Origin of the sequence: Pantoea sp. App145, assembly GCF_047947045.1 — a bacterium.
Taxonomy (GTDB): Bacteria; Pseudomonadota; Gammaproteobacteria; order Enterobacterales; family Enterobacteriaceae; genus Pantoea.
Genome location: NZ_CP133291.1, coordinates 79,674 through 104,830 on the forward strand (window position 1 = coordinate 79,674; position 25,157 = coordinate 104,830).

At 54.2% G+C, this 25,157-nt stretch carries 22 protein-coding genes; 14 read left to right on the plus strand and 8 right to left on the minus strand.

What is annotated here, in order from left to right:
* Positions 1 to 14 precede the first annotated feature (14 nt).
* Positions 15 to 1,409, minus strand: a complete 1,395-nt coding sequence (locus RCF31_RS20285) for an amidase (protein WP_416413606.1) — start codon at positions 1,407 to 1,409, stop codon at positions 15 to 17.
* Between the two features lie 419 nt (positions 1,410 to 1,828).
* Here RCF31_RS20285 and RCF31_RS20290 point away from each other — a divergent pair, with 419 nt between their 5' ends.
* From RCF31_RS20290 to RCF31_RS20315, 6 genes are read left to right on the plus strand one after another with little or no spacing between them, the layout of a single operon-like run.
* Positions 1,829 to 3,004: an SfnB family sulfur acquisition oxidoreductase gene (locus RCF31_RS20290; RefSeq protein WP_416413607.1), complete on the plus strand. Its 1,176-nt coding sequence runs from the start codon at positions 1,829 to 1,831 to the stop codon at positions 3,002 to 3,004.
* Between the two features lie 9 nt (positions 3,005 to 3,013).
* On the plus strand, positions 3,014 to 4,204 hold the full coding sequence (locus RCF31_RS20295) for an SfnB family sulfur acquisition oxidoreductase (protein ID WP_416413608.1): 1,191 nt from the start codon (positions 3,014 to 3,016) through the stop codon (positions 4,202 to 4,204).
* Positions 4,201 to 5,562 (plus strand): LLM class flavin-dependent oxidoreductase, encoded by a 1,362-nt coding sequence (locus RCF31_RS20300; protein ID WP_416413609.1) that lies wholly within the window; start codon positions 4,201 to 4,203, stop codon positions 5,560 to 5,562. The genes RCF31_RS20295 and RCF31_RS20300 overlap by 4 nt, the downstream gene beginning before the upstream one ends.
* Positions 5,563 to 5,585: 23 nt before the next feature.
* On the plus strand, positions 5,586 to 6,383 hold the full coding sequence (locus RCF31_RS20305) for a MetQ/NlpA family ABC transporter substrate-binding protein (protein ID WP_084880750.1): 798 nt from the start codon (positions 5,586 to 5,588) through the stop codon (positions 6,381 to 6,383).
* Positions 6,384 to 6,385: 2 nt separating this feature from the next.
* Positions 6,386 to 7,486 carry a methionine ABC transporter ATP-binding protein gene (locus RCF31_RS20310; protein ID WP_416413610.1) on the plus strand — a complete coding sequence of 367 codons (1,101 nt, stop codon included), beginning with the start codon at positions 6,386 to 6,388 and terminating at the stop codon, positions 7,484 to 7,486.
* Positions 7,470 to 8,120 (plus strand): methionine ABC transporter permease, encoded by a 651-nt coding sequence (locus RCF31_RS20315; protein WP_084880755.1) that lies wholly within the window; start codon positions 7,470 to 7,472, stop codon positions 8,118 to 8,120. The genes RCF31_RS20310 and RCF31_RS20315 overlap by 17 nt, the downstream gene beginning before the upstream one ends.
* Here RCF31_RS20315 and RCF31_RS20320 read toward each other — a convergent pair.
* Positions 8,117 to 9,019 carry a LysR family transcriptional regulator gene (locus RCF31_RS20320; protein WP_416413611.1) on the minus strand — a complete coding sequence of 301 codons (903 nt, stop codon included), beginning with the start codon at positions 9,017 to 9,019 and terminating at the stop codon, positions 8,117 to 8,119. The genes RCF31_RS20315 and RCF31_RS20320 overlap by 4 nt on opposite strands.
* A gap of 100 nt (positions 9,020 to 9,119) precedes the next feature.
* Here RCF31_RS20320 and RCF31_RS20325 point away from each other — a divergent pair, with 100 nt between their 5' ends.
* A complete protein-coding gene (locus RCF31_RS20325) occupies positions 9,120 to 10,184 on the plus strand; it encodes an SDR family oxidoreductase (protein WP_416413612.1) in 1,065 nt (354 codons plus the stop codon).
* Between the two features lie 282 nt (positions 10,185 to 10,466).
* Positions 10,467 to 10,622, plus strand: a complete 156-nt coding sequence (locus RCF31_RS20330; RefSeq protein WP_416413613.1) for a Hok/Gef family protein — start codon at positions 10,467 to 10,469, stop codon at positions 10,620 to 10,622.
* Positions 10,623 to 10,708: 86 nt separating this feature from the next.
* Here RCF31_RS20330 and RCF31_RS20335 read toward each other — a convergent pair whose 3' ends face one another.
* From RCF31_RS20335 to RCF31_RS20350, 4 genes are read right to left on the minus strand one after another with little or no spacing between them, the layout of a single operon-like run.
* Complete coding sequence (locus RCF31_RS20335; RefSeq protein ID WP_313684594.1) at positions 10,709 to 11,338, minus strand: NrsF family protein; 630 nt, start codon at positions 11,336 to 11,338, stop codon at positions 10,709 to 10,711.
* Positions 11,331 to 11,882 carry a sigma-70 family RNA polymerase sigma factor gene (locus RCF31_RS20340; protein ID WP_299450791.1) on the minus strand — a complete coding sequence of 184 codons (552 nt, stop codon included), beginning with the start codon at positions 11,880 to 11,882 and terminating at the stop codon, positions 11,331 to 11,333. Before RCF31_RS20340 ends, RCF31_RS20335 begins: the two co-directional genes overlap by 8 nt.
* Before the next feature lie 16 nt (positions 11,883 to 11,898).
* The gene (locus RCF31_RS20345; RefSeq protein WP_416413614.1) at positions 11,899 to 13,131 is read right to left on the minus strand and encodes a protein-disulfide reductase DsbD family protein; all 1,233 of its coding nucleotides are present in this window, start codon (positions 13,129 to 13,131) and stop codon (positions 11,899 to 11,901) included.
* Positions 13,132 to 13,146: 15 nt separating this feature from the next.
* The gene (locus RCF31_RS20350; RefSeq protein WP_299450795.1) at positions 13,147 to 13,725 is read right to left on the minus strand and encodes a peroxiredoxin; all 579 of its coding nucleotides are present in this window, start codon (positions 13,723 to 13,725) and stop codon (positions 13,147 to 13,149) included.
* Positions 13,726 to 13,917: 192 nt separating this feature from the next.
* On the opposite strand from RCF31_RS20350, the gene RCF31_RS20355 reads away from it, so the two are divergent.
* The 4 genes from RCF31_RS20355 (at position 13,918) to nac (ending at position 19,943) form a co-directional block, all read left to right on the plus strand.
* Positions 13,918 to 14,661 (plus strand): hypothetical protein, encoded by a 744-nt coding sequence (locus RCF31_RS20355; protein WP_416413615.1) that lies wholly within the window; start codon positions 13,918 to 13,920, stop codon positions 14,659 to 14,661.
* On the plus strand, positions 14,648 to 15,016 hold the full coding sequence (locus RCF31_RS20360; protein WP_416413616.1) for a hypothetical protein: 369 nt from the start codon (positions 14,648 to 14,650) through the stop codon (positions 15,014 to 15,016). Before RCF31_RS20355 ends, RCF31_RS20360 begins: the two co-directional genes overlap by 14 nt.
* Positions 15,017 to 15,234: 218 nt before the next feature.
* Complete coding sequence (locus RCF31_RS20365) at positions 15,235 to 18,828, plus strand: dermonecrotic toxin domain-containing protein (protein ID WP_416413617.1); 3,594 nt, start codon at positions 15,235 to 15,237, stop codon at positions 18,826 to 18,828.
* 203 nt (positions 18,829 to 19,031) lie between these two features.
* Entirely contained in the window at positions 19,032 to 19,943 is a 912-nt protein-coding gene (nac, locus tag RCF31_RS20370; protein WP_416413618.1) for a nitrogen assimilation transcriptional regulator NAC, read from the plus strand.
* Here the strand turns inward: nac and RCF31_RS20375 are convergent.
* Positions 19,915 to 20,607 (minus strand): TetR/AcrR family transcriptional regulator, encoded by a 693-nt coding sequence (locus RCF31_RS20375; RefSeq protein WP_416413619.1) that lies wholly within the window; start codon positions 20,605 to 20,607, stop codon positions 19,915 to 19,917. The genes nac and RCF31_RS20375 overlap by 29 nt on opposite strands.
* Before the next feature lie 80 nt (positions 20,608 to 20,687).
* Here RCF31_RS20375 and RCF31_RS20380 point away from each other — a divergent pair, with 80 nt between their 5' ends.
* Positions 20,688 to 22,202, plus strand: coding sequence for an MDR family MFS transporter (locus tag RCF31_RS20380; RefSeq protein WP_416413620.1), 1,515 nt, complete (start codon positions 20,688 to 20,690; stop codon positions 22,200 to 22,202).
* A gap of 121 nt (positions 22,203 to 22,323) precedes the next feature.
* Positions 22,324 to 23,682: an 8-oxoguanine deaminase gene (locus RCF31_RS20385; protein WP_416413621.1), complete on the plus strand. Its 1,359-nt coding sequence runs from the start codon at positions 22,324 to 22,326 to the stop codon at positions 23,680 to 23,682.
* 48 nt (positions 23,683 to 23,730) lie between these two features.
* Here RCF31_RS20385 and RCF31_RS20390 read toward each other — a convergent pair whose 3' ends face one another.
* Positions 23,731 to 25,149, minus strand: coding sequence for an amidohydrolase family protein (locus RCF31_RS20390; protein WP_416413622.1), 1,419 nt, complete (start codon positions 25,147 to 25,149; stop codon positions 23,731 to 23,733).
* Between the last annotated feature and the right edge of the window lie 8 nt (positions 25,150 to 25,157).

Here is a 25,157-nt window from a genome sequence, read left to right on the forward strand (position 1 = left end):
GAAACGGAGCAGGTTTACAGGGCCGGATGTTTTTTATGCCAGTCGGTAACCTGCTGATAAGCCCACGCGCCCTGAATCATGGTGGCTTCGGCAAAATGGGCGGCTACCAGCTGAAAGCCGATAGGCGCACCGGCCGCGGTCATGCCGCAGGGCAGCGTGATGGTGGGGTGGCCGCTGGCATCGAATGCACTGGTATAGCGCAACACGCCGTTAAACAGTGCCTGATCGGTGCCAAAACGGGTCATGGTGTCCCAGGTTAATCCGGCGAAAGCAGTGGCAGGAGCCAGTACCAGGTCCACCTTGCTGAACAGGGCGGAGATATCCCCCCGCAGTGCCGCCCGGCTGAGCAGCAAGCGTTGATATTCCAGTGCGGTAACCTGATGCCCCAGGTCCAGCAACCCGGCGAGACCCGGTCCATATTTCTCTTTCTGTGCCGGATAGGTGTCCTCGTGCGCCAGCGCGGTTTCCACTGCACACAGCGCGCTCCATTCTGCTGCCGCTTGCTCGGTATCCGGCATGGTGATATCGACAAAGGTGGCACCGAGTTCGCTCAGGGTGGCAATGGCAGACTGCAACGCGACGCGGGTGTCGTCATCCACCTGATCCAGCGACCAGGCTTTATCGAGGCCGATACGCAGTTTGCTGACGCCGCGGGTCATCAGAGCCAGGTAGTCCGGCACCGGTTCACTGCTGGAAGTGGGGTCTTTCTCATCCCGTCCGGCAATCGCCTGCAACATGGCGGCGGCATCCGCGGCGGAGCGTGCCATCGGGCCAATATGGTCGAGGGACGCTGCCAGTTCACAGGCACCGTGCCGGGTGACACGGCTCCAGGTGGGTTTGATGCCGGTCAGGCCGTTGGCGTTCGACGGGAAGCGGATCGAACCGCCGGTATCGGTGCCTATCGCGCCGTAGCACAGACCCGCTGCGGTAGCGACGCCGGAGCCACTGGAGGAAACACCGGTCCACAACGCGCTACCCCACGGGTTGGTCGGGCGGGTGATCTCCGGGTGGTGATCGGCAAAGGCGCTTTCGGTTTGCGTCAGTTTGCCCATGATTACCGCTCCGGCCGCGCGGAAACGCTCCACCACTGTTGAGTCTTCCGCCGGATAGTGATCTTTGTGGATGATCATACCGTGGCTGGTGGGCGCGTCTTTGGTCCAGATCAGATCTTTCAGTGCGATGGGCACTCCATGCAGCGGGCCACGTAACGTGCCGCTGGCAATCTCGCTATCCGCTTCAGCGGCTTGTTTTAACGCGCTTTCACGCATCAGGTGAAAATAGCTGTGCAGCGTTTTGTCCAGCGTATCGATACGCGCCAGCAGGGCGGTAGTGACCTCAACCGAGGTGATTTCACGCGACTGAATCAGGCGGCCAATTTCCAGCAAACTTTTGTAGTGCAGGTTGTTCATCGTGTGCTTTCCTCGCAGAAAAATGTGGATGAACAACAACGTAAAGCAGACGTGCCAGCCCGGCTTTGTTAAGGCGGACAACCGCTGTGTCAGGAATGACAGGGCGTGTAGCGGCGCAATTTATTGCGCTGTTGTTGTGGTGCGGAGGCTACAGGCGCGCGATAAATCGCACCGCTACAATTTGGTGCGAAGCTGATATATATATTTTGCCATTACTTAGCGATATTTCTTTTTAAGAAAAATATTATCGTTCTTACTATTAAAATGCATGTGTCTGCGCCTGAAATAAAAGTTATCTCAATAATGAAAAACCTTGTGTGGATATAGCATAACCGCGCTATTTACTTGTTTTATTCCCGCTGCCTATTATCGCTTCCATTCGGTTATTTCCCCCAGATTCGCCAAAAGTGAAATAAATCATGACGAAAATATTGAGTAATGACGCTGAAGCGCTTGACGCTGCACGCCATCTGGCGGAACAGGCAAAAGCGGGGGCGATCGAGCGCGATCAGCAACGTATTTATCCCACTGCTTTGTTGAATCAATTTACCCAGCTGGGGCTGGGTAGTATCAGTGTGCCGCGCCAGTTCGGCGGGGGCGGTTTATCATTCCGGACCGTGGCGGAAGTATTTCGCCTGATTTCTGCCAGCGATCCGTCGCTGGGACAAATTCCACAAAATCATTTCGGCCTGATTCAATTCATCCTTGGTGAAGGAACGCCAGAACAGCAGCAACGTTTGCTGAGTGCCGTAGTCAGTGGCAAGCGGCTGGGCAACGGCGGACCAGAAAAAAATACCCGTCATACCCGTGATGTGCAGGCACAACTTGTGACAACGTCACAGGGGTTACAACTTACCGGCGAGAAATTCTACTCCACCGGGGCGTTATTCGCTGACATCCTGGTAACGACCGCGATTCATGATCAACAGCCGGTGATGGCGTTTATCCCGCAGCCCGCCACAGGTGTTGAGATAGTCGATGACTGGTCGGGGATGGGGCAACGCACCACCGCCAGCGGGACGGTCCGATTGCAGCAGGTGGCAGTGGATCCCCAGCTGGTGATGCCGTTGCCGGCACCGGAAAAACCCACGCTGCGCGGCGCAGTATCACAACTGATTCAGGCGGCTATTGATGCCGGTATCGCACAGGGCGCGCTGGATGATGCGCTGTCGTTTGTACGCAGCAGCTCTCGCCCGTGGGTGGATGCTGGTGTCACCCGTAATGCAGACGATCCCTACATCATTGCCGATGTTGGTCGCCTCAGTACCGAGCTGACGGCGGCAAATGCCTTGCTGGCACGCGCTGCGCAGCTGCTGGATAGCATCGATCAACAATCGCTGACGGCGGAAAACTGTGCGCAGGCATCGATAGCGGTCGCTGAAGCCAAAGTACTGACCACCGAGGTTGCGTTACACGCCAGTGAAAAGTTGCTCGAATGGGGTGGCAGCCGCGCCACTTTGCTGCGGCATGGCCTCGATCGCCACTGGCGCAATGCGCGCACCCACACCCTGCATGACCCGGTGCGCTGGAAAACCCATGCCATTGGCAACTACTACCTCAATGCAGTGCTACCGGCACGCCATGCCTGGATTTAAGGAGCAATCATGACCCAGGTTCAGCCCAAACAACCCGCTGCACGCCTTGCTGATGCACAACAGGCGCTGGCGGCAGCGCAGCAACTGGCTGCACAGTATCGACGCGATGCCGCGTTGCGTGACCGTGAACGCCAGTTGCCCCATGCTGAGTTACAGCAGTTTTTCGCTGCTGGTCTGGGGGCGATTACCGTGCCTCGGGCCTATGGTGGCATCGCCATCCCCTCGGGGTTGCTGGCGCAGATTGTTGCCATTGTCAGCGAGGCGGATGCTGCCATCGGCCAGGTGCCGCAAAATCACTTCTACGCGCTGGAGGTGCTGCGCGTTAATGGCAGCCCGGCGCAGCAGCAGCGCTTGTATGAAGAAGTGCTGGCGGGCGTGCATCTGGGTAATGCACTGGCGGAATTTAGTTCCCCAACGGCGCATCAGCGCAGCACGCGCATCGCCGCTGGGCAGCTCAACGGCAGCAAGTTTTACGCCACCGGCGCGTTATTTGCGGACCGTATCCCCACCGCTGCGCGCGGTGATGACGATAAAGAACAATTGGTGTTTGTCCCGCGCCATCAGGCGGGCGTCAGCGTTATTGATGACTGGAGCGGCTTTGGGCAGCGCACCACCGGCAGCGGCAGCGTGCAGTTTGTTGATGTCGCCGTCAGCGCGGCTGATGTGGTGCCATTCCAGACCGCTTTTGAACGACCCACGGCGGTTGGTCCCTTTGCCCAGATCCTGCATGCGGCCATCGATCAGGGCATCGCGCGGGCGGCCTTTAACGACATGCTGGATTTTCTGCGGCAGCGGGCACGTCCGTGGCCGGACAGTGGCGTTGAACGTGCCGTTGACGATCCCCTGACGCTGGACCGCACCGGCCGCCTCGCGGCACGGCTATCCGCGGGTGATGCGCTGCTGGCGCTGGCGGGGGAGGCTGTTGATAGCGCACAACAGCAACCCACGGCAGAAAGCGTGGCGACGGCGTCGGTCGAGGTAGCGAAAGCACGGGCGTGGACTACGGAAGTGGCGCTGGAAGCCGGTAATTTGTTGTTCGAACTGGGTGGCTCGCGTGCCAGCCTGCGTGAACACAATCTTGATCGTCACTGGCGCAATGCGCGCACCCATACCCTGCATGATCCAGTGCGCTGGAAATATCCGGCGATTGGTAACTATCTGCTGAATGGCGTGTTACCGCCGCGTCGGGGGACATTATGAGCCACAAGCAGATTCTGCTGAACGCTTTCAATATGAACTGCGTGGGGCACATCCATCACGGTATGTGGACACATCCGCAGGATCGTTCCGTCGATTTCAATTCACTGACCTACTGGACCGATCTCGCCCGTCTGCTGGAGCGCGGCTTATTTGATGGCATTTTTATCGCCGACATCCTTGGCGTTTACGACGTTTATCAGCAGGGCATCAATCTGACGGCCAGCGAGTCGATCCAGTTGCCGGTTAACGACCCGCTGATGCTGGTTTCCGCCATGGCGAGCGTCACGCAACATCTGGGTTTCGGCGTCACTGCCAATCTGAGCTATGAAGCGCCATACGCTTTTGCCCGCCGTCTTTCGACGCTCGATCATCTGACGCAGGGGCGCATAGGCTGGAATATCGTCACCGGCTATCTCGATAGCGCCGCCCGCGCAATGGGCCAGCGCCAGTTACTGGACCACGATCGCCGTTATGATCAGGCCGATGAGTTTCTGGATGTGGTGTATCAGCTGTGGGAAGGCAGCTGGCAGGACGATGCGCTGGTGGTGGATCGGCAACGGCGGTTGTATGCCGATGCGCAGAAAATTCATCAGGTAAACCATCAGGGCGAGTTTTATCAGGTGCAGGGTTATCACCTGAGCAGCCCGTCGCCGCAACGTACGCCGTTGTTATTTCAGGCGGGTAGCTCGGCGCGCGGGATGCAATTTGCGGCACGTCATGCCGAATGCAGTTTTGTCAATGCCAGCTCCCCGGCAGCGATGCGTCAGCAAACTCAGCGGCTGCGTCAGGCAGCAGTGGATGCCGGGAGGCTGGCTGAGGATCTACGCATTTTTATGGGTGTCAGCGTGATTGTCGCCCCTACCGAACGCGAGGCGCAGGAGAAGTATCGCAGCTATCTCGCCTACGCCAGCCCGGAGGCGGGAATCGCTCACTTCTCGAGTTCGATTGGCATGGATCTGGCCGCTTTCGGACTTGATGAGCCGATTACCAGCGGCGATACGCGGGCGATTGAATCAGTGAGCAAAGCCTATAGCGGCTGGACACGTCGGCGTCTGCTGGAGCAACACGCGATGGGCAGCCGTTATCCGCTGGTGATGGGTAACCCTGCGCAGGTGGCGGAGCAACTGATCAACTGGATAGACGAAGGGGATATTGATGGTTTCAACCTGACGCGCATCCTCAATCCACAAAGTTATCAGGATTTTATTGATTTAGTCGTGCCAGAACTTCAGCAGCGTGGACGCTATAAAACCGCCTATCAACCTGGTTCAATACGTAAAAAGATTTTTCAGCATCAGGACCGTCTGCCCGATCGCCATCCGGCGGCACGCTGGCGGCTTGCGACCAACCTTCGTTAATCCATTGACCTCAGGGAATTGTTATGAAAATTGCGTTAAAACTGGCCGCTGCGTTGCTGGCCGTAAGCTCAGTAGCGAGTGCTGCTAATTACAGCGGCCCGTTAAAAGTTGGCACTACCGCAGCCTTTGCTCCGCCGCTGGAAACCGCCGTTGCTGAAGCAAAAAAGCAGGGGCTTGATGTCCAGCTGGTGGAGTTTACCGACTGGACCGCACCCAATGTCAGCGTGGAAAATGGCGATATCGATGTTAATTTATTCCAGCACAAGCCTTTCCTTGAAAACGCGAACAAAGAGGGCGGTTTCCATCTGGTGCCTTACGCGCCTGCCATCATCAATAACATCGGCCTGTACTCGAAAAAACATACCTCGCTGGACCAAATCCCGCAGGGTGGCACGGTCGCCATCGCCAATGACCCGATTAACGGCGCACGCGGTCTGCTGCTGTTGCAAAAGGCCGGGTTGATTACCTTAAAACCCGGCGTCGGTCTCAAAGCCACCGTTGATGATATCGCCAGCAACCCAAAAGATTTGAAGATTATCGAAGTCGAGGCGGTGCAGTTGTCGCGCTCACTGGATGAAGTTGACCTCGCGCAGGGCTATCCACACTACCTGCGTCTGGCGAAAACCATCGATCCGGAAAAAGCCTTGCTGTTTGATGGCCTGGAACACCCGGAGTATGTCATTCAGTTCGTGATTCGCGACGGTCATCAGGACGATCCTCGTCTGGCTAAGTTTGTCGATATCTACCAACACTCGCCAGTGGTGCGCGCCAAACTGGACAGTTTCTACGGCAAGCTGTACCAGCCAGGCTGGAGCCAGTAAGCATGGTCAGCCTGACGTTGCCCGGCGAACAGGATGCCTTGCTGGAACAGACGCGCGAGGGATCGGGCAAGGCGCATGTGCAGATCCGCGACTTAACGAAACGCTACGCCGGGCAGACGCAGGAGGCGTTGAAAGATATCAACCTGCAGGTTAAGCGGGGGGAGATTTTCGGCATTATTGGTCGCAGCGGAGCCGGTAAATCCACGCTGATCCGTTGCCTCAATCGGCTGGAAGCGCCGACGGCCGGGCAGGTGGTCATCGATGGTATCGACCTTGGCACACTGAGCGATCGCGAACTGGTGCAGTGGCGACGCCGCACCGGCATGATCTTCCAGCATTTCAATTTATTGTCGGCGAAAACGGTACGGGAAAACATCGAGCTGCCGATGAAGGTGGCCGGGGTGCCCGTTGCACAACGCCAGCGCAAAGTTGATGAATTGCTGGCACTGGTGGGGTTGGAACAGCGCCAGCACGCCTGGCCCGCGCAACTTTCTGGCGGGCAAAAGCAGCGCGTCGGCATTGCCCGCGCGCTGGTGCATGACCCGGAATTGCTGCTGTGCGATGAGGCCACCTCGGCACTCGACCCGGAAACCACCCGCGCCATTCTGGCGCTGCTCAGGAAAATTAATCAGCAGCGCCATATCACCATCGTGCTGATCACCCATGAAATGGACGTGGTGCACGATCTTTGCCATCAGGTGGCGGTGATCGATCAGGGTGAGATTATCGAACGTGGTCCGGTGTGGCAGGTGTATAGCGATCCGCAGCACGAAACCACCCGCCAGCTGCTCAACCCACAACATCAGGCGCTGCCGGAATATCTTGTGCCATTGCTTACGCCACAACGTCAGCAGGCCGGTTCACGTTTGCTGGTACGGCTGCGCTATACCGGGCAGGGCGCGTTACCGGATATCGGTGCACTCAGCCAGCGCGTCGCGGGGGAAGTAACCTTGCTGTTTAGCGCTATTGAGTGGGTGGAAAATAAACCCACCGGCCAGCTGCTGGTGCTGCTGGATGTACGTCATGACGCGCCGAACGTGCAGCAGGCGCTGAACGGCATGGCAGACCAACTGGAGATTGCAGGTTATGTCACTGGGCTTTGAACGTTTATGGACCGGATTGCTGGATACCTTGTTAATGGTCGGGGTGTCGTCGCTGTTCGCGCTGGCGCTGGGGTTACCGATGGCGGTGATCCTGGTGGTGACGGGGCGAGGCGACTTGTTCCCCAATCCGCTGCTGAATCGTCTGCTTGGCTGGCTGGTGAATCTGTTTCGCTCTATCCCGTTTCTGATTCTGATGGTAGCGCTGATTCCGTTTACCCGCTGGGTGGTTGGCACCACCTATGGCGTGTGGGCGGCGACGGTGCCACTGACGCTGGCGGCGACACCTTTTTTTGCGCGGATTGCCGAGGTCAGCCTGCGTGAAGTGGATAAAGGGCTGACTGAAGCGGCGCAGGCGATGGGGTTTCATCGCTGGCATATTGTCTGGCACGTCTTGTTGCCGGAAGCCCGCCCCGGCATCGTCAGCGGTTTTACTATCACCCTGGTGACGATGATTAACGCCTCCGCGATGGCAGGCGCGATTGGTGCGGGCGGTCTGGGCGATCTCGCCTATCGCTACGGTTATCAGCGCTTTGATATGCAGGTGATGTTGACGGTGATTGTGGTGCTGGTGGCACTGGTTACCCTGCTGCAATTCTTTGGCGATCGCTTATCCCGGCGGCTGAATCATCGTTAACGAATGGGCAACTGACTGAGCGCGCTGAGTAACGCATCCACCTTCGGCAACAATTGTTTGCGGCGCGGCCAGACCAGGGTCAGCGCCAGCCCATCGGGTTGATGTTCGGGCAGGATAATTTCCAGCTCTCCACGCGCCAGCTGCTCACGCACCAGCCATGAAGGCATCTGCCCGACACCCAGCCCGGCACAGACCGCCTGTACCTGCGCATCCACATCACCCAGTGCCATGCGATGTGGTACGTTGCGCCATTGCAGATGGCCGTCCTCCGCTTGCAGCAGCCAGGGTTTGGTGCTGCCATCAACGCGTTCATACATAATGGCCCGATGCTGCATCAGTCCGGTGACATCGGTGGGGCGTCCGATGCGGGCCAGATAATCTGGCGCGGCGCAGAACACCATCCGCTCACGTCCCATCTGACGACAACCAAGCGAGGCAGGCAAATCCGGGGTATCACCAATGCGCACCGCCACATCAATCCCTTCCTCAAACAAATCGACAAAACGATCGGAGAAACTCAGGCTGAGTTCCAGCTCCTGATGTTGCAGGCAGAAGGGTAACAGCTGCGGCATCACCGCCAGTCGGCCATAGGTGTTGGGCACTGCCAGCCGCAACCGGCCGGAAGGAATGCTGCGCTGTGCCGCCAGCACTGCTTCAGCTTCCGCCAGTTCCTCCATAATGCGGATACAGGTTTGATAGTAAGCGGAACCGGCGTCGGTCAGTTTCAGGCTGCGTGTGGTGCGTTCCAGCAGACGCGAGCCAAGGCGCATCTCCAGGCGGGTGACGCTTTTGCTGATCGCTGAACCGGTGAGGTGCAGCCGTTCCGCTGCTGCGGTAAAGCTGCCACTTTCCACGCTGGCAACAAACGGGACGATGTCCTTCAGTCGTTGATCGTGCATCTATTCATGAACTCAGGTTGGGAATGATGTGAATTAATGCCAGAGATAGGAATTAAATTCTCTATTACGCTAATGATTACGCAAACTGAGGAGAATTGAAATGCAAAAGCAGGCGTTAATTGTTGGGATCAGCGGCGTGATTGGCCGTGCGCTGGCGGAGAAATTGATCAGCGAGGGCTGGCAGGTGACGGGTCTGTCACGCGGACGTGGGGCAGTGCCGGAGGGATGCCGCAGCCTGACGGCAGATCTGACCGATGCGGAAGCGGTCAATACGGTGCTGGCCGGGGTAAAACCGGATGCGCTGTTTTTTAGCGTCTGGTCGCGTCAGGAGAATGAAAAAGAAAACATTCGCGTTAATGGCGGCATGGTGCGCAACGTGATTAACGCGCTGGGCGATCGTTTGCAGGGGGCGCATGTGGCGCTGGTAACCGGACTAAAACACTATCTCGGTCCATTCGAAGCCTATGGCAAAGGGGCCGTACCGGTCACGCCTTTCCGTGAGGAACAGGGGCGTCAGCCGGTCGATAATTTCTACTATGCGCAGGAAGATGAAATCTTTGCCGGCGCGGAGAAATTTGGCTATCGCTGGAGCGTGCATCGTCCCCATACCATCATCGGTTATGCATTGGGTAACGCGATGAACATGGGCCAGACGCTGGCAGTGTATGCCACGCTGTGCCGTGAAAAGGGCTGGCCCTTTATCTTCCCCGGATCGACGGAGCAATGGAATGGCCTGGCTGATGTGACCGATGCCGGTTTGCTGGCGGAGCAACTGCTGTGGGCGGCGACATCTCCTGCTGCGGCTAATCAGGATTTTAATGCGGTCAACGGTGATGTGTTCCGCTGGAACTGGTTATGGCCGCGACTGGCGAGCTATTTCGGTATCGAAGCAGCAGCGTATCCGGCGCAGATGATGCCGCTGGAAGGGCGGATGCAGGATGCAGCGGCAGCATGGCGTGAGATCGCGCAGCGTGATGGCTTACGCGAAGCCGATATCAACAAACTTGCCTCGTGGTGGCACACCGATGCCGATCTGGGCCGTCCAATGGAGGCTTTCACGGATATGAGCAAGAGCCGTAAGGCCGGGTTTACCGGGTATCGCAGCACGCTGGATTCGTTTACTCAGCTGTTCGATAAACTGAAGGCAGAGCAGGTGATTCCATAACGTTGCATAAGAATCTGTCACGGATCCCAGAACGCAGAAAAAAACGCGGGTTAGCGTAACGCATTGGATAAAAATTTGGGATAAGTCAGGCGGTTAGATTAGAATCGCGACGGGTGCTTGAGGCTTTCTGCCTTAAGCATTTGCCAACGGCAGAAAGAGAAAAGCCCCAGTTAACATATGACGTCTTGCAGGACGTTTTACATTAAACTGAGGCCACATTCCAAATGCCACACGCGTTTAGAGTAGCCTCTTACGGACCTTCGGGTCAAGGAGAAGTAGGCTATGAAGCAGCATAAGGCGCTGATTTTCGCCCTGATCGTTATCTGTACCACCGTTTTGATGGTGGTGCTGGTTTTGAGGAAAGACCTTTGTGAGGTCCACATCCGAGCTGGCAATACGGAGGTCGCTGTCTTCACAGCCTGTGAATCTGTCAAGTAAGAGACCCGGCGGGGAGTTGTTCCCCGCCAACTCTTTAGGTTGTTGCGGCTGGCCTCAATGCACCCGTTCTTCAACATTCGTTCCCTTTACGTTATCGCCACCCAGCGTTTCCCCAGCAACACCGTTAACGCCACAATGGTAACAATCGCTGCCAGATGCATCACAAAGTCCTCCTTATGCAGATGCACCGGATGGCAAAAGGCCAGCAAGGTTACCGCCATGCAGGCAACCCCAAAGCCTGCCATCGTCAGACTGCGCACCGGATGCAGCGCACGGGTACGGCGCAGGCTGGCAATCATCATCACCATCATCGGTGTGCTGACCACCAGCAAAAAGGTGTAGCAGTTGGTGCCATCGCCCACATGTAACGGCGGCTCCACGCGCGGAATGTTGAGAATACTCAACGCCAGCCACAGCAATCCCAGAGGCAACAAGGCTTTCCAACTGAGGCTGCGACGTCCGGCAATGCTCATCGTAAAGGCGCTACGAATAGCCAGCGTGCCGAGCACAAAGGCCAGTGCCAGTTGTAGCATTGCCCAATGTGCACCTGGTTGTGACCAGTCAGTGAGGCTTCGTTGCACCAGAAAACTTGCCAGCACGCCGCAGGGCAATGCGCCAGCCAGCCAGGTCAGCACCCGCCAGCCCGTGGCGCGCGGACGTTTGACCGGCTGCACTGATTGGCTGAGTTTTTCAATCAACAGGTTATGATCAGTCATGATGTGCTCCAAAGCGGCGTAGATTGATCAGCGCACGATGCAACAGCGATTTCACCGCTGCGACGCTCAGGTTGTTATGCGCTGCCGCCTCTGTCAGGCTCATTTCACGTAAATGGACATGTTCGACAATTTCCCGCTGGCGTGAAGGCAGCTGACGCAAATATCCCGCCAGCTCTTCCTGTGAATCCTGACGTTGCGTATCCGCCGGGGCGGATGCTTCCGACAGATGCTCCTCTGCCACTTCCCAGCGCTGATGACGTCCCCGGCGGCGCAATGCATCCACGGCGCGCGCTGAGATGATCGCCATCAGCCAGGGTAAGAAGGGATAAGCGGGATCATAGGTATGACGGACCCGGTGCACTGTCAGCAGCACATCCTGGATCACGTCTTCGATCAGCGCGTCGTCAGCGAGCTGTTTTCGGACCTGCGAACGAATCACCGGCACCAGTGCTTGCAGCAAGCGTGTATACGCCAGCTGATCGCCTGCCTGCGCCCGTTCCATCAGTGCAGGCCAGCTGTCGCGCCCGGTATCGCTTGTATCCATATTCCGCCTTGTTGGGTCAGGCTTTTTTGTTCGCTGCCTGAGTCAGCGCATCAACCACGATGCCGGGGGTTAACACCTGCGGCAACACTTTTGGCGGTCCGCCATCGGCCGGATACACCAGGTACATCGGCAGACCACCCTGACCAAACTGTCCGAGGGCATCATCGACATCGGGATTAAATTTGGTTGAGTCGGCTACCATATACAGCGTACCGGTTTTCGCCAGTGCGTCTTTAACCGCCTGGGTCGAAAGCGTGGTTTTCTGGTTAACCTGACAGGTTATACACCAGGATGCAGTGAAATCCACAAAGATGGCTTTACCGTGACCACGCTCTGCTGCAACGGTTTGTGGCGTCCATTTTTCCTGGGTGATGGTTGCTGCCACCTGGTCACCCGGTAGCCCCGCTCCGGATTTGATCATCCCCGGCAGCGGAGCAAGCACCGCAATCACCAGGACGGCAGTGACGGCAAACAGGACTTTGTGGCCTTTTCCGGCGAAGCGGCGTTTTTGTGCCATGCCGTATAACCACCCGGCAAACCCCAGCACTACCGAGCCAGCCAGTAAGGTTGCCAGCGCGCCACTACCTGACTGTTGCGCCAGTACCCACACCAGCCAGGCGTAAGCACCGAACATAGGAAATGCGAGGCCGCGTTTCAGAATATCCATCCATGCGCCGGGGCGTGGCAGGAATTTTGCCAGTGCCGGAAACAGTGACACCAGGGTAAAAGGAGCGGCAAAACCCAGTGCAAGGGCAAAGAAGATCACCAGCGCAACGGCAGGAGGCTGGACCAGCGCATAACCGATAGCGCTGGCCATAAAAGGTGCAGCGCAGGGGGTGGCGACAATAATCGCCAGTGCACCCGTCAGGGCCGAACGCACAAAGGCACCGCGTCCGATGTCGATTGCGCCCACTTGCTGCACTGACAAACCGACTTCAAACACGCCAAGCAGGTTGAGTGCCGCCGCAAGAATCACCAGCGCCAGCAGGGCGATAACCAGCGGTGATTGCAGTTGAAAACCCCAGCCAACCGCTGCGCCACCGGCGCGTGCCGCCAGCAGAATACCCGCCAGTGCCATCATGGTCACGACAACACCGAGTAAAAATGCCAGACCTTCACGACGCGCGCTGGCGCTGTTATCGGAATGACGTAACAGGCCCAGTGCTTTCAGTGACACCACCGGAAATACGCAGGGCATAAAGTTGAGAATGATGCCGCCAATAAAGGCGGCCAGCATGGCGGTTAACATCGCTGGCCTCGTCGATTAGTTAGTCGCGGTTTGCGGATGTGCGTCGCTGTACTGTTTCACGGCGGCGAGTGCTTTCTCGATATGGGTGTCCGGGTTTCTGTCAGTATAACTCAGCAGGATGTCGCCATTCGGGGCGATGACATAGGAAGTGCGGTCAGACAGGGTTTTACCCTTCATCTCCATAGTGGTTTTGTATTCTGCTGCGACTTTGGCACCCGGGTCGGCCGCTACCGTGAATTTATCGCGGCACTCCAGTTTGGAGAAATCGCTGACCTGGTCGGTGTTACCGGCAGTCACGCCAATCACTGTCGCCCCCATTTTTTTGAAGCTGTCAGTGGCTTCAGCAAAATCATGCGCTTCAAGGGTACAACCCTTACTGAACGCCGCCGGGAAGAAGTAAAGCACCACCGGACCTTTCTGTAGCGCCTGTTGCAGTGAGAAGGTCAGCGGTTTGCCTGCCAGAGCGCCCTGCAATTCGAAGTTGGGTGCTTTGGCTCCGACGGGTAGTGCGGCCTGCGCGGTAATTGCGGTGGCGGATAGGCCCAGCACGGCAGCCAGGGTCAGGGTACGAACGAGGTTTTTCATGGGTTTCATTATCTGCTCCTGCGGGTTTGAGGGTGTTCCGGTTTTTCGACTCTGTTAATCAGTTCGCTGGATGAGCAGGGAAAGTTTCGGTCAGGTGAAAAGATTTTTACAGGGGTGCGTTAAAGACCCGGCAACAAATGCCGATATCACGGATGTGTACCTTTATGAATTTAATCGGGATATATTTCCAAAGGAGCAGGCATGCAAGGGTTGGTAGTGATCGTCATATGTATTGTAATCACGATTTTAAGCTATAAGAAGATAGCGAATCGTTGCCGTGATAAAGGCCGGGGGAAATTCAGAACCTTTCTCACTGCAGCGATTGCGAGTTTCTTTATTTTTGTGGTGACAATGGGCGTGGGCGTGGCTAATTTCTTCCCCAAAAATCCGAACTCAGATATTGTTGATGTACCGAAAGTCCCAATGATTAAATGGACAGAAGCGAAGGACATGTCGCTGGTCCATACATTGATTGCGAAGGATATGAAAGAAAATCCTCAGATGACCCAGGAGATTCTGAAAGAAATTTCTACCTACGCTGAAGACTCTCTTGATAGGGGGATGGCTGAAAGTAATTATATCGATTATGGCGTTAGCAACAGTAAGTATATGACGGCAATTGAAAATTCAGATTGTCGCCAGCAATATAAAGCACAGCTTGCCCCGTATAAAGCATGGCGTGATGCGCAGGACTGGCGTCCTTTCTCCGAATTTCCCAAAGAGATGCGGAAGCAGGAGATGTACCGAAGAGACCGGGTAACGAATGATTATCTCAACAAGGCAGCGGAGGTCGGTAACGTCTTAAATCAGTGTGTTTTTGCTCTGATCAGCTCACTCCCTCACCTTTCACGACCCGATGCAAAGCCAATTGTTTTACCACCCTATGAATCAGAAGGGTTAAAGTGCGTGCGCAATAATGGAGGCAACTATAATGCGTGTTATTAATAAAATAATTCTGCCCGCCTTGCTGGCGCTGGCATCAGCATCTGCTTTCGCTGCGCCGATTGACGGTGTAGCTGGGGAGCCATTTAAGATTAATAACGAAGTTATCTGTTTGAAAGAAATCCAACAGCAGATGACACCTTATCTTAAATCCTTCGAAGAAGAGAAGGGTGTTAAATATAAATTTATCGTCAAGACAGGGCTAAGTTATAACGATATGGCAGGCTTACGCCTGGAAGTGAAACGTGTCGATGCCGGGCTGAACGACCATATCGCCGATATGGATTATTACTGGATTCAGGAGCGCGGTAGCATGTGCCAACCGGCTTATCTCATTCTTGACAGAACTGAAAAATAACATCGAACAGTGATAATACGCCTCCATCCTGGTGGCGTGTTTATCATCCGATCTGCCTTGCACATCATATCCATTCACTCACGCAATAACGCCGGTTTTACTACCCACTTATAAGATGACTCGTATAACTTAATGCGTTAAGAGCTGGTGCGGTTCTGCTCAAGTACGACTAAGCTAATTCTGCCGGATAGAAAATCTATCTATAAAAGGAGTTTCTGATGAAAGAAGGAATTAGCAACTCATCCCTGTTTAAAGTCAATTCGCATTTTAATCAGGTTATTTCTACTTATAATTGGTCAATGAATTGGATCTGTCAGGTCACGAATTCACCTTTTGAACCGTTGTCGCAATCGGTGAGTAAGGAGATTTCAGCTGTTTTATCACGTATCATGCCGGAAGTTGATAAAGTTTCTGATGATTACCGTGCGGAAACCATACCCTACGAGCGTTATATTTTTCTCAGTCGAGCGTTACGGCTGTTGAATATAAAGAAAAACCGGGAGTTACTTAATCATTTATTTACACCGTCACCTTTCCCGCCGCCAGAAAAAAAGTCAAATTTGCAACATAAAAAAATTTTTGAAGATTTTTTTGATATCACGGGTGTGGCCATGGCCAAACCCGTCGAGGTGAATCAGGCCATTTTCAAACAACTGGTTGTGGTACTCCAACAAGGGAGAGCGCTGACAAAAGAGGGGGAAGCGCTGATGGAGGAGGGGCGAGCCATATTGCCTTGCACACTTATCGCGCCAGAAATTGTACTGCTCAACTTTTTCGCCTCTTTGGTGCCGAATCGAACCGATATCGCATCTGCCATAACGGTAGCGATTAAAACATTATTCCGGGCAAGATGCTGCCAGGTCATCCCAGCCGCTAAATGGCTTTCTTCGCTCTATGACGGGCTGAATCCGTTAAAGTGGATTGTGGATGATGAGACCGATTTGGGGCAGTTGTTGCGAAAAGCAAAGATGGGACACCATCTCTCTCTGCAGGGGATGTGGGAAGCCGCAAACAGGCCACCAGTCATACCTGAACAGACCGCAGGGAATGTGCGTCCTCCTGTGACAGCCGGATTTTGTGTCGAGGCGGCAACCCCTCCAGTCCGCTTCAGAGATTGGGGATCGATGATGTTGCAGAATAATATTCCTGGTCTCGCCCGGCAAAAGCGTGAAATCACTGCCCCGACAACCGCAGTTAGCACGGTGCCACCCCATGCCAGCCTGAATGAGCAGTCCACCATTAAAATCAATGCCCACAATGGTACAAACTGGCTGGTTGAGTGGAAAACTTACGTCAATATCACAAATGAAGTGATTGATAACTACCAGGATATTTTTTCCTTTGTTTCCGCTGAACTGAAAACGTCATTAAAGAAATGCTGTCATTTAGATCTCGATCCTGACCGTATTTATTATCACCAATTTAAATATGCGGGTTCTTCTACTAAAACCGTCACTGGCTGGGATCATGTCGGGCCACCAGATAAATCGTTAACACTGACAGAAAAGGCAATGGAAAACTTCAATGCCGAAGAGCGACTGAATGATGACACCCTTAATGGCAGTGACGGGATTTATACAGCAAACAGTACAGCAAAATACTATGACGAAAGAAATGAGGTTCGTTTAACCCCCAGAGTTTTCAAAGATGTCGTTATCGGCATTGATTTTTCCAATGAATTTAAACAGGAACAAAAGGACTATTGGAGTAAATATTCAGCGGGAGTCAGGCTATTGGCTAAGGGGCAGGCAATCAGTGCAGCTATGGAGCAGTGCGCAACCGGGAAATTATCACCGGAAGGGTTAAAGCTATTGGATGGCGCGATTTTTGGCAATGTGCTAAAAAATTCGGCTGTCTCGCTGGCAGCACTGAAACAGGAAATGGGTGTCGGTTTGGGGGCTTCGCTGACAACCTTTGATATTAACGGCTATGAAGCCAGTAATATTTTTATTCTGCGAGGAAGTGATGGCAAAATCATTGTCTATCTGCCATCTCTTGATAAATACTATCGGGAATTCGACAATGAAAGTCAGATGAAGCAATGGTTCATCAATCAGATTACCGACCCGAGAAAATGTGAAATACTGGCGGGGCATTTTACCCTGCTGAACCGTCAGGATGGCATGCTGACTAACGGTGTTCTTTCCGCAATGAGAAAAATAAAAGAGGGCAGGTGGGGAAGTGAATGTATTAACATCAGACCAAAAACGATAAATGGTGATCCTTTTACCTGGCTACGCGACAGGATGAAAGAACGTATATTAAGCGACAGTGAGGTGTTGACGACTTCTAATAATGAGGTGCTCAAGCAACAGGTTTTAATGAATTTACAGGCGGCAAAAAGTGTTATTGGATTACTTTTCGTGGTTGCGCCTGCGGTTGGAGCAGTGACTTTCCTGGGCATGGATATCGCCGAAGCGAGCCTCGACCTGGATCAGGCCATTAATGGAGATAGTTATGCTCAACGTAAAAAAGCCATAAAAAACTTGTTTTGGGATGGTGCGGCCATCTTATTTGATGGTATCGCTGCTGTGGAAAGTGTTGGCGTGAGGGAGGGCAATCGTATCAGGTTCGGTAGCCGTTTTATCTCCGATGAGGTGAATATTTTTAAATATTCACCGAAAATGGAAACAGAGGGTGTTGCGGAAGCCACACTAGAAGAAGGCATTAAAGTTGAATCCCTTGTGGATTCAACACCACCTCGAAGGCTGGAAACGCTAAATCTCTCTTTCTGGCAACGCTATGTTGTTGCGCCAACCAATAATATTGTGACCCTGGCAAAGGGTCTGAAAAAACTCGATAAACTCAGTCATCAACGTGCACAAATACTTAATAGTGCGATGGAAAAGGCCATTCCCACCTTGCTGAAGGCTAAAGATGTGTTATATACCCCGAAAGGAAGAGAGATTCTCTCTCTTCATTTAGGCTATATTAAACGCACTGAACAGTTCCGTGAGGCCGTGGGAGGATTTAATGGTTTTGAAGAAAGTGATCTTCTTGAGATAAAAAAACATATAAAGCTGGATGAATCAAGGCGTTATTACATGATTGATGAAAGCAAATCCCTGACAGATAAAATAGCCTCTGCTTTGGTCAAAGTCAGGAAACTGAAATTGAATGAGATGCGTTCTTTACTGCATGATCTTAAAACGCTGGAAAGCTATGATCTTAGAAATCGATTCGCGTCATATCTGGAACAGCTGACCAATGTGGATATCGTCAGAACCGCTGAACGCATTGATGCCTTATATGAGCGCGCGCAATGGGCGTTACGAAATGATAAAAGCATCCGTTATGAGATGCTTACAGAGAAGAGTCGGCAAAATGTGGTAGCTACCTGGCATCACGACGAAAATTATATCGGTCTCACCGAACGGTTCATGCTGTTAGATGAGCACTCACAGAATCAAGCCTGGATGCATGAACTATTTCATCCTAGTGTATTAATTGATGGTAAACCGTCCCCGGATTTAATTTATCCGACTCCCCGCTATGGCGGGACAGGCCCCAATTCACTAATGGGTAGACGCGATAACTCAATTCTTTTTTCCCGGGGAGATTGGGGAAGTGATTTCATTACCGGCGGAGGTGATCATATAAAAAATGGTAAGCTGGTGGAAAGAATTGATCCGCTTTATCATTCTTCGGTGATTACAGATACCCGACTCAGGGAAAATCATGCTTTCAGGCGTGAAATATTTTATGAAAATGCTGACTCATTTACTCTCTGTATTTCCGAGATGGGGGAGGCGATTCCCGGCACAACCAATCCTGATGGTTCGATCAACTCACCTTTCAGATCCGAAAAGTAACAGTGTCTGACAGGGCTGAAGAGTTGACCTGATACCAAAGTCTCTCCAGTCAGAATGGATGTATCGGCTTTGGTAAAGATATTCATATAAAACACCTATCTGGCGACAGGCATTTCTTCTTACCTCTCGTAAAAGTAAAGCCGATATAGTCGCCACTGCCTGAGTGAATCGCCGAACAGGCGTTAATCGTTCATGAGGGCAATATGAATATCCGGCGTCTGAAGTCTTTCATCACTATTGTGGATATGGGCAGCATTACCCGTGCGGCAGATGCATTACATATTGCGCAACCAGCGCTCAGCCAGCAGTTAGTGGCGCTGGAAGAGCATTTTAAGCGCCAGTTGTTGATTCGCAGTCAGCAGGGCGTGGTGCCAACCGAAGCCGGCAAGGTACTGTACGGTCATGCCAACGTCATGCTGCGTCAGTTTGGACAGGCGGAAGTGGATGTATTGAGCGCTGGGCAGCTGCTATCGGGCCGGGTTTCCATTGGCCTGGCGCCATTTAGTGCGGCGGCAAATCTGGCGGTGCCCTTACTGAATGAAATGCGCTTACGCCACCCGGGGATATTACTGCATCTGGTGGAAAGTGTCGGGCAGACCTATAGCGAACTTATCGCCAATGGTCGGCTGGAGATGGCGTTGCTGCATGGTCGCGGTGGCATCAAAGGTCTGCATTATGAACCGCTGTTGGAAGAATCTTTCTGTCTTGTCGCCCGGGCTGATGTTGCTTTCGACGCTGATGATGGCGGGATAAGGGTTAACCAACTCGCCGGACTCCCGTTGCTGCTGCCACCTGCCTATAACTTTGTCCGCCGTGCCATCGACGAAGCTTTTTATCAACATCATCAAAGCCTCAATGTTGTCGGTGAACTGGAGGCGGTGAATAGTATTGCCCGTGCTGTGTATGCGGGTCTTGGCTGCACCATCATGCCAAAAGCAATAGCAGAACAGATTCAGGCGGGTTCGCCCAACGTGGTGATCCGCGCCATTCGCGCACCGGTCATTAGCCAGACTCTGTCCTTATGTATTTCCGACCGGACACCGTTGTCGGAGCCTGCTGCTGCGGTACGTGAGCTGTTGCTTGAACTTACTGCTGGCCTGACTTCGCTGGTTTGATGGTTGCAGGCCGCATCCCGTTACAGAACAGGCTCAGGGTATGCTGCACAATCATTTCGCGGTTGAAAGCGGGATCGCCGGCAAAACGGGTAAACGGCACCAGTACCATACTCAGTATTGAGGTCATCAAAAGCTGCGGCTCCAGGTCTGCATTGAGCAGCCCTTGTTGTTGCCAGCCCTCGATCAGACCTTTCACCTTATCGCGTTCCGCATGTCCAAAGCGGGTTTTGATGTGATGTCCTAATCCACCCTGGCCTTCAGTGACTTCCTGCATCCACAGTGGAGCAAACCAGTTGTGGGTCTCAATGATGTCGGCGATCTCGCGGATAAAGGCGCTAAACGTTGTGACAGGGTCACTCGGTTCATGCATAAAATGTCCGACAAGACGCTGTCGCAGCGGCAGAAAACGCTCCTCAACCACCACATCAAGCAGCGCTTCGCGTGACTGAAAATAATAATTCAGCATTGCCGGACTGACACCCGCCTGGCGCGCAATGGCGTTGAGCGATGTCTCGCCAATGCCTTTCTCCGCGTATAGCGCCAGGGTGATATCCAGCAGATGTTCGCGCTGCTGCGCGTTAATCGCGCCACCGCGTGGGCGGCCGGGACGACGCGGTTCGGATTTTGCTGATTTTGCGTCTAAAGGGACTTTCTGTGCGGTCATTTTTGCGTGCTCACTTGTTTCCTGCCAGACTACGATCAATATTAATTGTGTATTTAATTAATTTCAACGTGGTGTTTCCTATGAAAACCAATTCTCTGGTACAGCCAGTCACCAGCTCGGATACCAAACGGCAGTCATTTGGCTGGCTGCTGGGTGCGTTGCTGCTGGTCATGTTGCTATCTGCCCTGGACCAAACCATTGTTTCTACAGCTTTACCGACGATTGTTGGTGAGCTGGGCGGTTTAGACCGCCTGTCGTGGATCGTTACCGCTTATATGCTGGCTTCGACCCTTGTTGTACCGCTATATGGCAAATTTGGCGACCTGTTTGGTCGTAAACCCGTGCTGCAAATCTCGGTGATTTTGTTCCTGGTCGGCTCTGCGTTGTGTGGGCTGGCACAAAACATGGAACAGCTGATTTTTACCCGTGCCTTGCAGGGGCTGGGGGGAGGCGGCCTGATGGTGGTCAGTATGGCGGCGGTGGCAGATGTGATCCCGCCTGCCGATCGGGGTAAATATCAGGGTTTGTTTGGCGGCGTATTTGGCCTCGCGACGGTGATTGGGCCGTTGCTGGGGGGTTTTATTGTGCAGCACGCGTCCTGGCGCTGGATTTTCTATATCAATCTGCCGCTGGGCTTGTTTGCACTGCTGGTGATAAACGCGGTGTTCAAAACCGATAGCAAACGCAGGGCGCATGAAATTGACTACCCCGGTGCTTTTTTCCTCTGTCTGGCGCTGGTGGGTATCACGCTGTTCACCAGTGAAGGGGGCTCGGTACATGCCTGGTCTGATCCACAACTGTGGTGCATTTTCGCCTTTGGCGTGGTGGGAGTGATTGGCTTTGTGTATGAAGAACGTCGGGCGTGGGAACCGATCATCCCACTGACGTTATTCCGTAATCGGAGTTTTCTGCTCTCCAGCCTGATTGGTTTTATTGTCGGGATGTCGCTGTTTGGCAGCGTTACTTTTCTGCCGCTGTATTTGCAGGTGGTGAAAGCCTCGACACCCACGCAGGCCGGTTTGCAATTGCTGCCGCTGATGGGCGGTTTGCTGGTCACCTCGATTATCAGTGGACGGGTGATCAGCCACACCGGTAAGTATCGTATATTCCCGATTGCCGGTACCTTGCTGGCGACCATCGGCATGGCGCTGATGACCACGCTAACGCTGGATGCCCCGGTCTGGCACATTTACCTGTTCTCCAGCATTTTAGGCATGGGAATGGGCATGGTGATGCAGGTTCTGGTGCTGGCTGTGCAGAACACCGTCTCACCTGACAGCATTGGCGTGGCGACGTCTTCGGTGACGTTGTTCCGCTCGGTGGGCGGTTCCATTGGGGTGGCGTTGTTTGGTGCGGTGTTCAGCCAGGTATTGAAATCCGGGCTGACAAAGCTGGTGGACAAGGGCGCTGAACTGCCACACAGCCTCGACCCCGAGGCGATCCACCATCTTGCTATGGATGTGCAGATCCCGTATTTGCAGGCATTTGGTGATGGGGTGCATGCGGCATTTCAGATGGCGGCGGGCGTGATGTTGCTGGCGTTTATTCTGTCGTTGTTTATGCCGGAATCACCGTTACGTAAAAAAGCAGCTTGATCGCTTTTCAGGTCGTCATTGATGCGGCATAGTAATGCCGCATCGCGATGCGCCTGGATCAGCAGACAGGCAATAACTGAGCTGGCTAACCCTTATGTTTAACCACTGAGAGGAGCCAGCCATGTGCGCTGCCCGTATCTGGATTAAAAACCCCCTTGCCGTATTTCTCCCCGACAACCTTGATGGCCGTGGCGGCTTGGTTATTGAAGGTTCGCGTATTAGCGAAATTCTGCGCCTGGGGCAGACCCCGTCTCAGCCTTGTGACAGCGTGGTTGATGCCCGTGACCATGTGGTATTACCCGGTCTGATTAATGCCCATCATCATTTTTATCAAACCTTAACCCGCGCCTGGCTTCCGGTAGTGAATCAACCGCTTTTCCCGTGGTTGAAAACGCTATATCCAGTATGGGCGCGCCTGACCCCCGAGGCGCTGCATCTGGCAAGTCAGGTGGCGATGGCGGAGTTGTTGCAGTCCGGCTGCACCACAGTGAGCGATCATCACTATCTTTTCCCTGCCGGGATGGAGCAGTCACTTGATGTGCAGGTGGAGGTGGTACAACAGCTGGGCATGCGCGCGCTGCTGACCCGGGGTTCGATGAATCTGGGAGAAGAACAGGGTGGCCTGCCTCCACAGCAGACTATTCAGGATGCCGACACCATTTTGCAGGATAGCCTGCGCCTGATTAAGCAGTATCACCAGCGACACGAAGGAGCACAGATTCAGATCGGCCTCGCACCCTGTTCCCCGTTTTCCGTGACCACCGATTTAATGCGCGAAATCGCCCGCCAGGCGGAACAGCATGATGTTCGCCTGCATACTCATCTGGGGGAGACGTTGGATGAAGAGGCGTTTTGCCAGCAAACCTTTGGTATGCGCACCGTTGATTATCTGGAACATGTGGGCTGGCTCAGCAATCGAACCTGGCTGGCGCATGGCATTCACTTCAATGATGACGAAATCAAACGCCTGGGTGCCGCAGGCACCGGTATCTGCCATTGTCCGGTATCGAATATGCGGTTGGCTTCAGGCATTTGCCCGACGGTAGATCTTGAGGCGGCTGGCGCGCCGGTTGGCCTGGGTGTGGATGGTTCGGCCTCGAATGACGCGTCGAATTTGATGTACGAGGCACGCCAGGCACTTTATCTGCAACGGTTGCGCTATGGCGCAGCACAGATAACCCCGCAGCGGGTGTTGAGATGGGCGACAGCCGGGTCGGCGCGCTTGCTGGGACGTGCGGATATTGGTGAGCTGGCGGTGGGCAAACAGGCGGATCTGGCATTATTTAAGCTCGATGAACTGCGCTTTAGCGGCAGCCACGATCCGTTATCTGCGTTGATTTTATGTGGTGCGGAACGGGCGGATAAAGTGATGGTAGGTGGGGAATGGCGTGTGTCAGGCAGTGAGATCATCGGGCTGGATGCGGCAGAGCTGATGGTGAAACATCGTGCAGCAGCAAAAGCGCTGATTGCCGGATTGTAATCATCATATTCCGTAACGGCGCGATGCGTCGCGCCGTTACGGATCATGTTACACCGTCACGCCTGCGCGCTGCTGAAGGATTTTCACCGCATCAGCGGCAGCTCGTCCCAGCGCTGGTAAATCGACGCCTGGAATCACATCATCCTGCATGATAATTTTTCCATGGCAGAGCAGCGCCTTGATACGCGCCCGCCCGCCACAGGCAATCGGCCCGATGGCCATATCGTGCAAACCGAAGTAGCGCGGATCGTCGAGCTGATAAATTGCGATATCCGCCGCCATACCTGGAGCAATCACGCCGGTTTGCAATCCCAGCACTTGTGCGCCGCCGTGGGAGCCCCAGCGCACCACATCTTCAATGCTGGCGGCATCGCCACCGCCTTCAAAAGTGCCACCGGCATAACGCGGTTGCGCCAGCATCCCTTTACGGGCGCGTTGTAATTGCCAGGCAGCATGGGTTTCGCTCTGCATATCTGCGGCTTCATTGGATGCCGCTCCATCAACACCAATCGAAACTTTTACCCCGGCCTGCTCGAGAGCAACCAGGTCAGCAATACCGCTGCCGAGGCGGGCATTACTCTGTGGACAATGGGCGATACCGCTGCCTGCTGCACCGAGTAAGGCGATCTCTTCCGGCAACAATTTCACCAGATGGGCGAACCACACATCGCTGCCGATCCAGTCATGCTCGGCGCAGAATTGCAGCGGTGTCATACCAAATTTGGCTTTGGCGGCATCGAGATAATCAACCGTTTCGGACAGGTGACTGTGCAGACGAATGCCAAGCTGGCGCGCCAGCCGGGCACTTTCCCGCAACTCCTGCGGTGTGGTGGAGTGCAGTGTGGTGGTGGGTGCCATCACCACCTGACGCATGGCGAAGGCGTTGGCCTGATGGTACTGCGTCACCAGCCGTTCGACATCGGCCATCATTGTCTCGAACTTTTCCGGGCGCAAGGCAGTGGGTAAATCGCTTTCCAGCCCGCGGCTCTGGGTGGCACCGCCACGGCATAACACGAAACGTACGCCGAGCTGTTGCGCCTCCTCAAACAAAATCTGCGCGCCATCAAACGGCATCTCAGGCCAGTAAAGATAGTGGTGATCGGCAATGGTGGTGCAGCCGGAGCGCACTAACTCCACCAGACCAATGCGTGCAGCGATGCGGAAAGTCTGTTCATCAAATGCCCCACGAAAACGGTAAGGGGTGGCGGCCAGCCAGGCGCCGAGACTTTGGTTCAGTCCCTGCGGCTCGCCTTTCAGCAGTGATTGAAACAGGTGATGATGGGTGTTGACCCAGCCCGGATAGACCACACAATCGCGTGCGTCGATCACCTGCTCATCGGCCTGTGCCTGAAGCGAACCCAGTTCGCTGATTAGACCGTTTTCGATACGGATATCACGCGTGCAACTGCGGGGCTGCTGAGCATCCCCGGTGAGGATGGCCTGGCAATTTTTAATCAGAATTTTCATGCCTGTCC

Bases quoted from the DNA above. Each gene is read 5' to 3' on its own strand.
- RCF31_RS20330 (WP_416413613.1), top strand. From the start codon at position 10,467: ATGAAGCAGCATAAGGCGCTGATTTTCGCCCTGATCGTTATCTGTACC.
- RCF31_RS20310 (WP_416413610.1), top strand. From the start codon at position 6,386: ATGGTCAGCCTGACGTTGCCCGGCGAACAGGATGCCTTGCTGGAACAG.
- RCF31_RS20325 (WP_416413612.1), top strand. From the start codon at position 9,120: ATGCAAAAGCAGGCGTTAATTGTTGGGATCAGCGGCGTGATTGGCCGT.
- RCF31_RS20305 (WP_084880750.1), top strand. From the start codon at position 5,586: ATGAAAATTGCGTTAAAACTGGCCGCTGCGTTGCTGGCCGTAAGCTCA.
- RCF31_RS20290 (WP_416413607.1), top strand. From the start codon at position 1,829: ATGACGAAAATATTGAGTAATGACGCTGAAGCGCTTGACGCTGCACGC.
- RCF31_RS20315 (WP_084880755.1), top strand. From the start codon at position 7,470: ATGTCACTGGGCTTTGAACGTTTATGGACCGGATTGCTGGATACCTTG.
- RCF31_RS20390 (WP_416413622.1), bottom strand. From the start codon at position 25,149: ATGAAAATTCTGATTAAAAATTGCCAGGCCATCCTCACCGGGGATGCT.
- RCF31_RS20300 (WP_416413609.1), top strand. From the start codon at position 4,201: ATGAGCCACAAGCAGATTCTGCTGAACGCTTTCAATATGAACTGCGTG.
- RCF31_RS20285 (WP_416413606.1), bottom strand. From the start codon at position 1,409: ATGAACAACCTGCACTACAAAAGTTTGCTGGAAATTGGCCGCCTGATT.
- RCF31_RS20375 (WP_416413619.1), bottom strand. From the start codon at position 20,607: ATGACCGCACAGAAAGTCCCTTTAGACGCAAAATCAGCAAAATCCGAA.
- RCF31_RS20350 (WP_299450795.1), bottom strand. From the start codon at position 13,725: ATGAAACCCATGAAAAACCTCGTTCGTACCCTGACCCTGGCTGCCGTG.
- RCF31_RS20340 (WP_299450791.1), bottom strand. From the start codon at position 11,882: ATGGATACAAGCGATACCGGGCGCGACAGCTGGCCTGCACTGATGGAA.
- RCF31_RS20345 (WP_416413614.1), bottom strand. From the start codon at position 13,131: ATGTTAACCGCCATGCTGGCCGCCTTTATTGGCGGCATCATTCTCAAC.
- RCF31_RS20380 (WP_416413620.1), top strand. From the start codon at position 20,688: ATGAAAACCAATTCTCTGGTACAGCCAGTCACCAGCTCGGATACCAAA.
- RCF31_RS20295 (WP_416413608.1), top strand. From the start codon at position 3,014: ATGACCCAGGTTCAGCCCAAACAACCCGCTGCACGCCTTGCTGATGCA.
- RCF31_RS20320 (WP_416413611.1), bottom strand. From the start codon at position 9,019: ATGCACGATCAACGACTGAAGGACATCGTCCCGTTTGTTGCCAGCGTG.
- RCF31_RS20365 (WP_416413617.1), top strand. From the start codon at position 15,235: ATGAAAGAAGGAATTAGCAACTCATCCCTGTTTAAAGTCAATTCGCAT.
- RCF31_RS20335 (WP_313684594.1), bottom strand. From the start codon at position 11,338: ATGACTGATCATAACCTGTTGATTGAAAAACTCAGCCAATCAGTGCAG.
- RCF31_RS20355 (WP_416413615.1), top strand. From the start codon at position 13,918: ATGCAAGGGTTGGTAGTGATCGTCATATGTATTGTAATCACGATTTTA.
- nac (WP_416413618.1), top strand. From the start codon at position 19,032: ATGAATATCCGGCGTCTGAAGTCTTTCATCACTATTGTGGATATGGGC.
- RCF31_RS20360 (WP_416413616.1), top strand. From the start codon at position 14,648: ATGCGTGTTATTAATAAAATAATTCTGCCCGCCTTGCTGGCGCTGGCA.
- RCF31_RS20385 (WP_416413621.1), top strand. From the start codon at position 22,324: ATGTGCGCTGCCCGTATCTGGATTAAAAACCCCCTTGCCGTATTTCTC.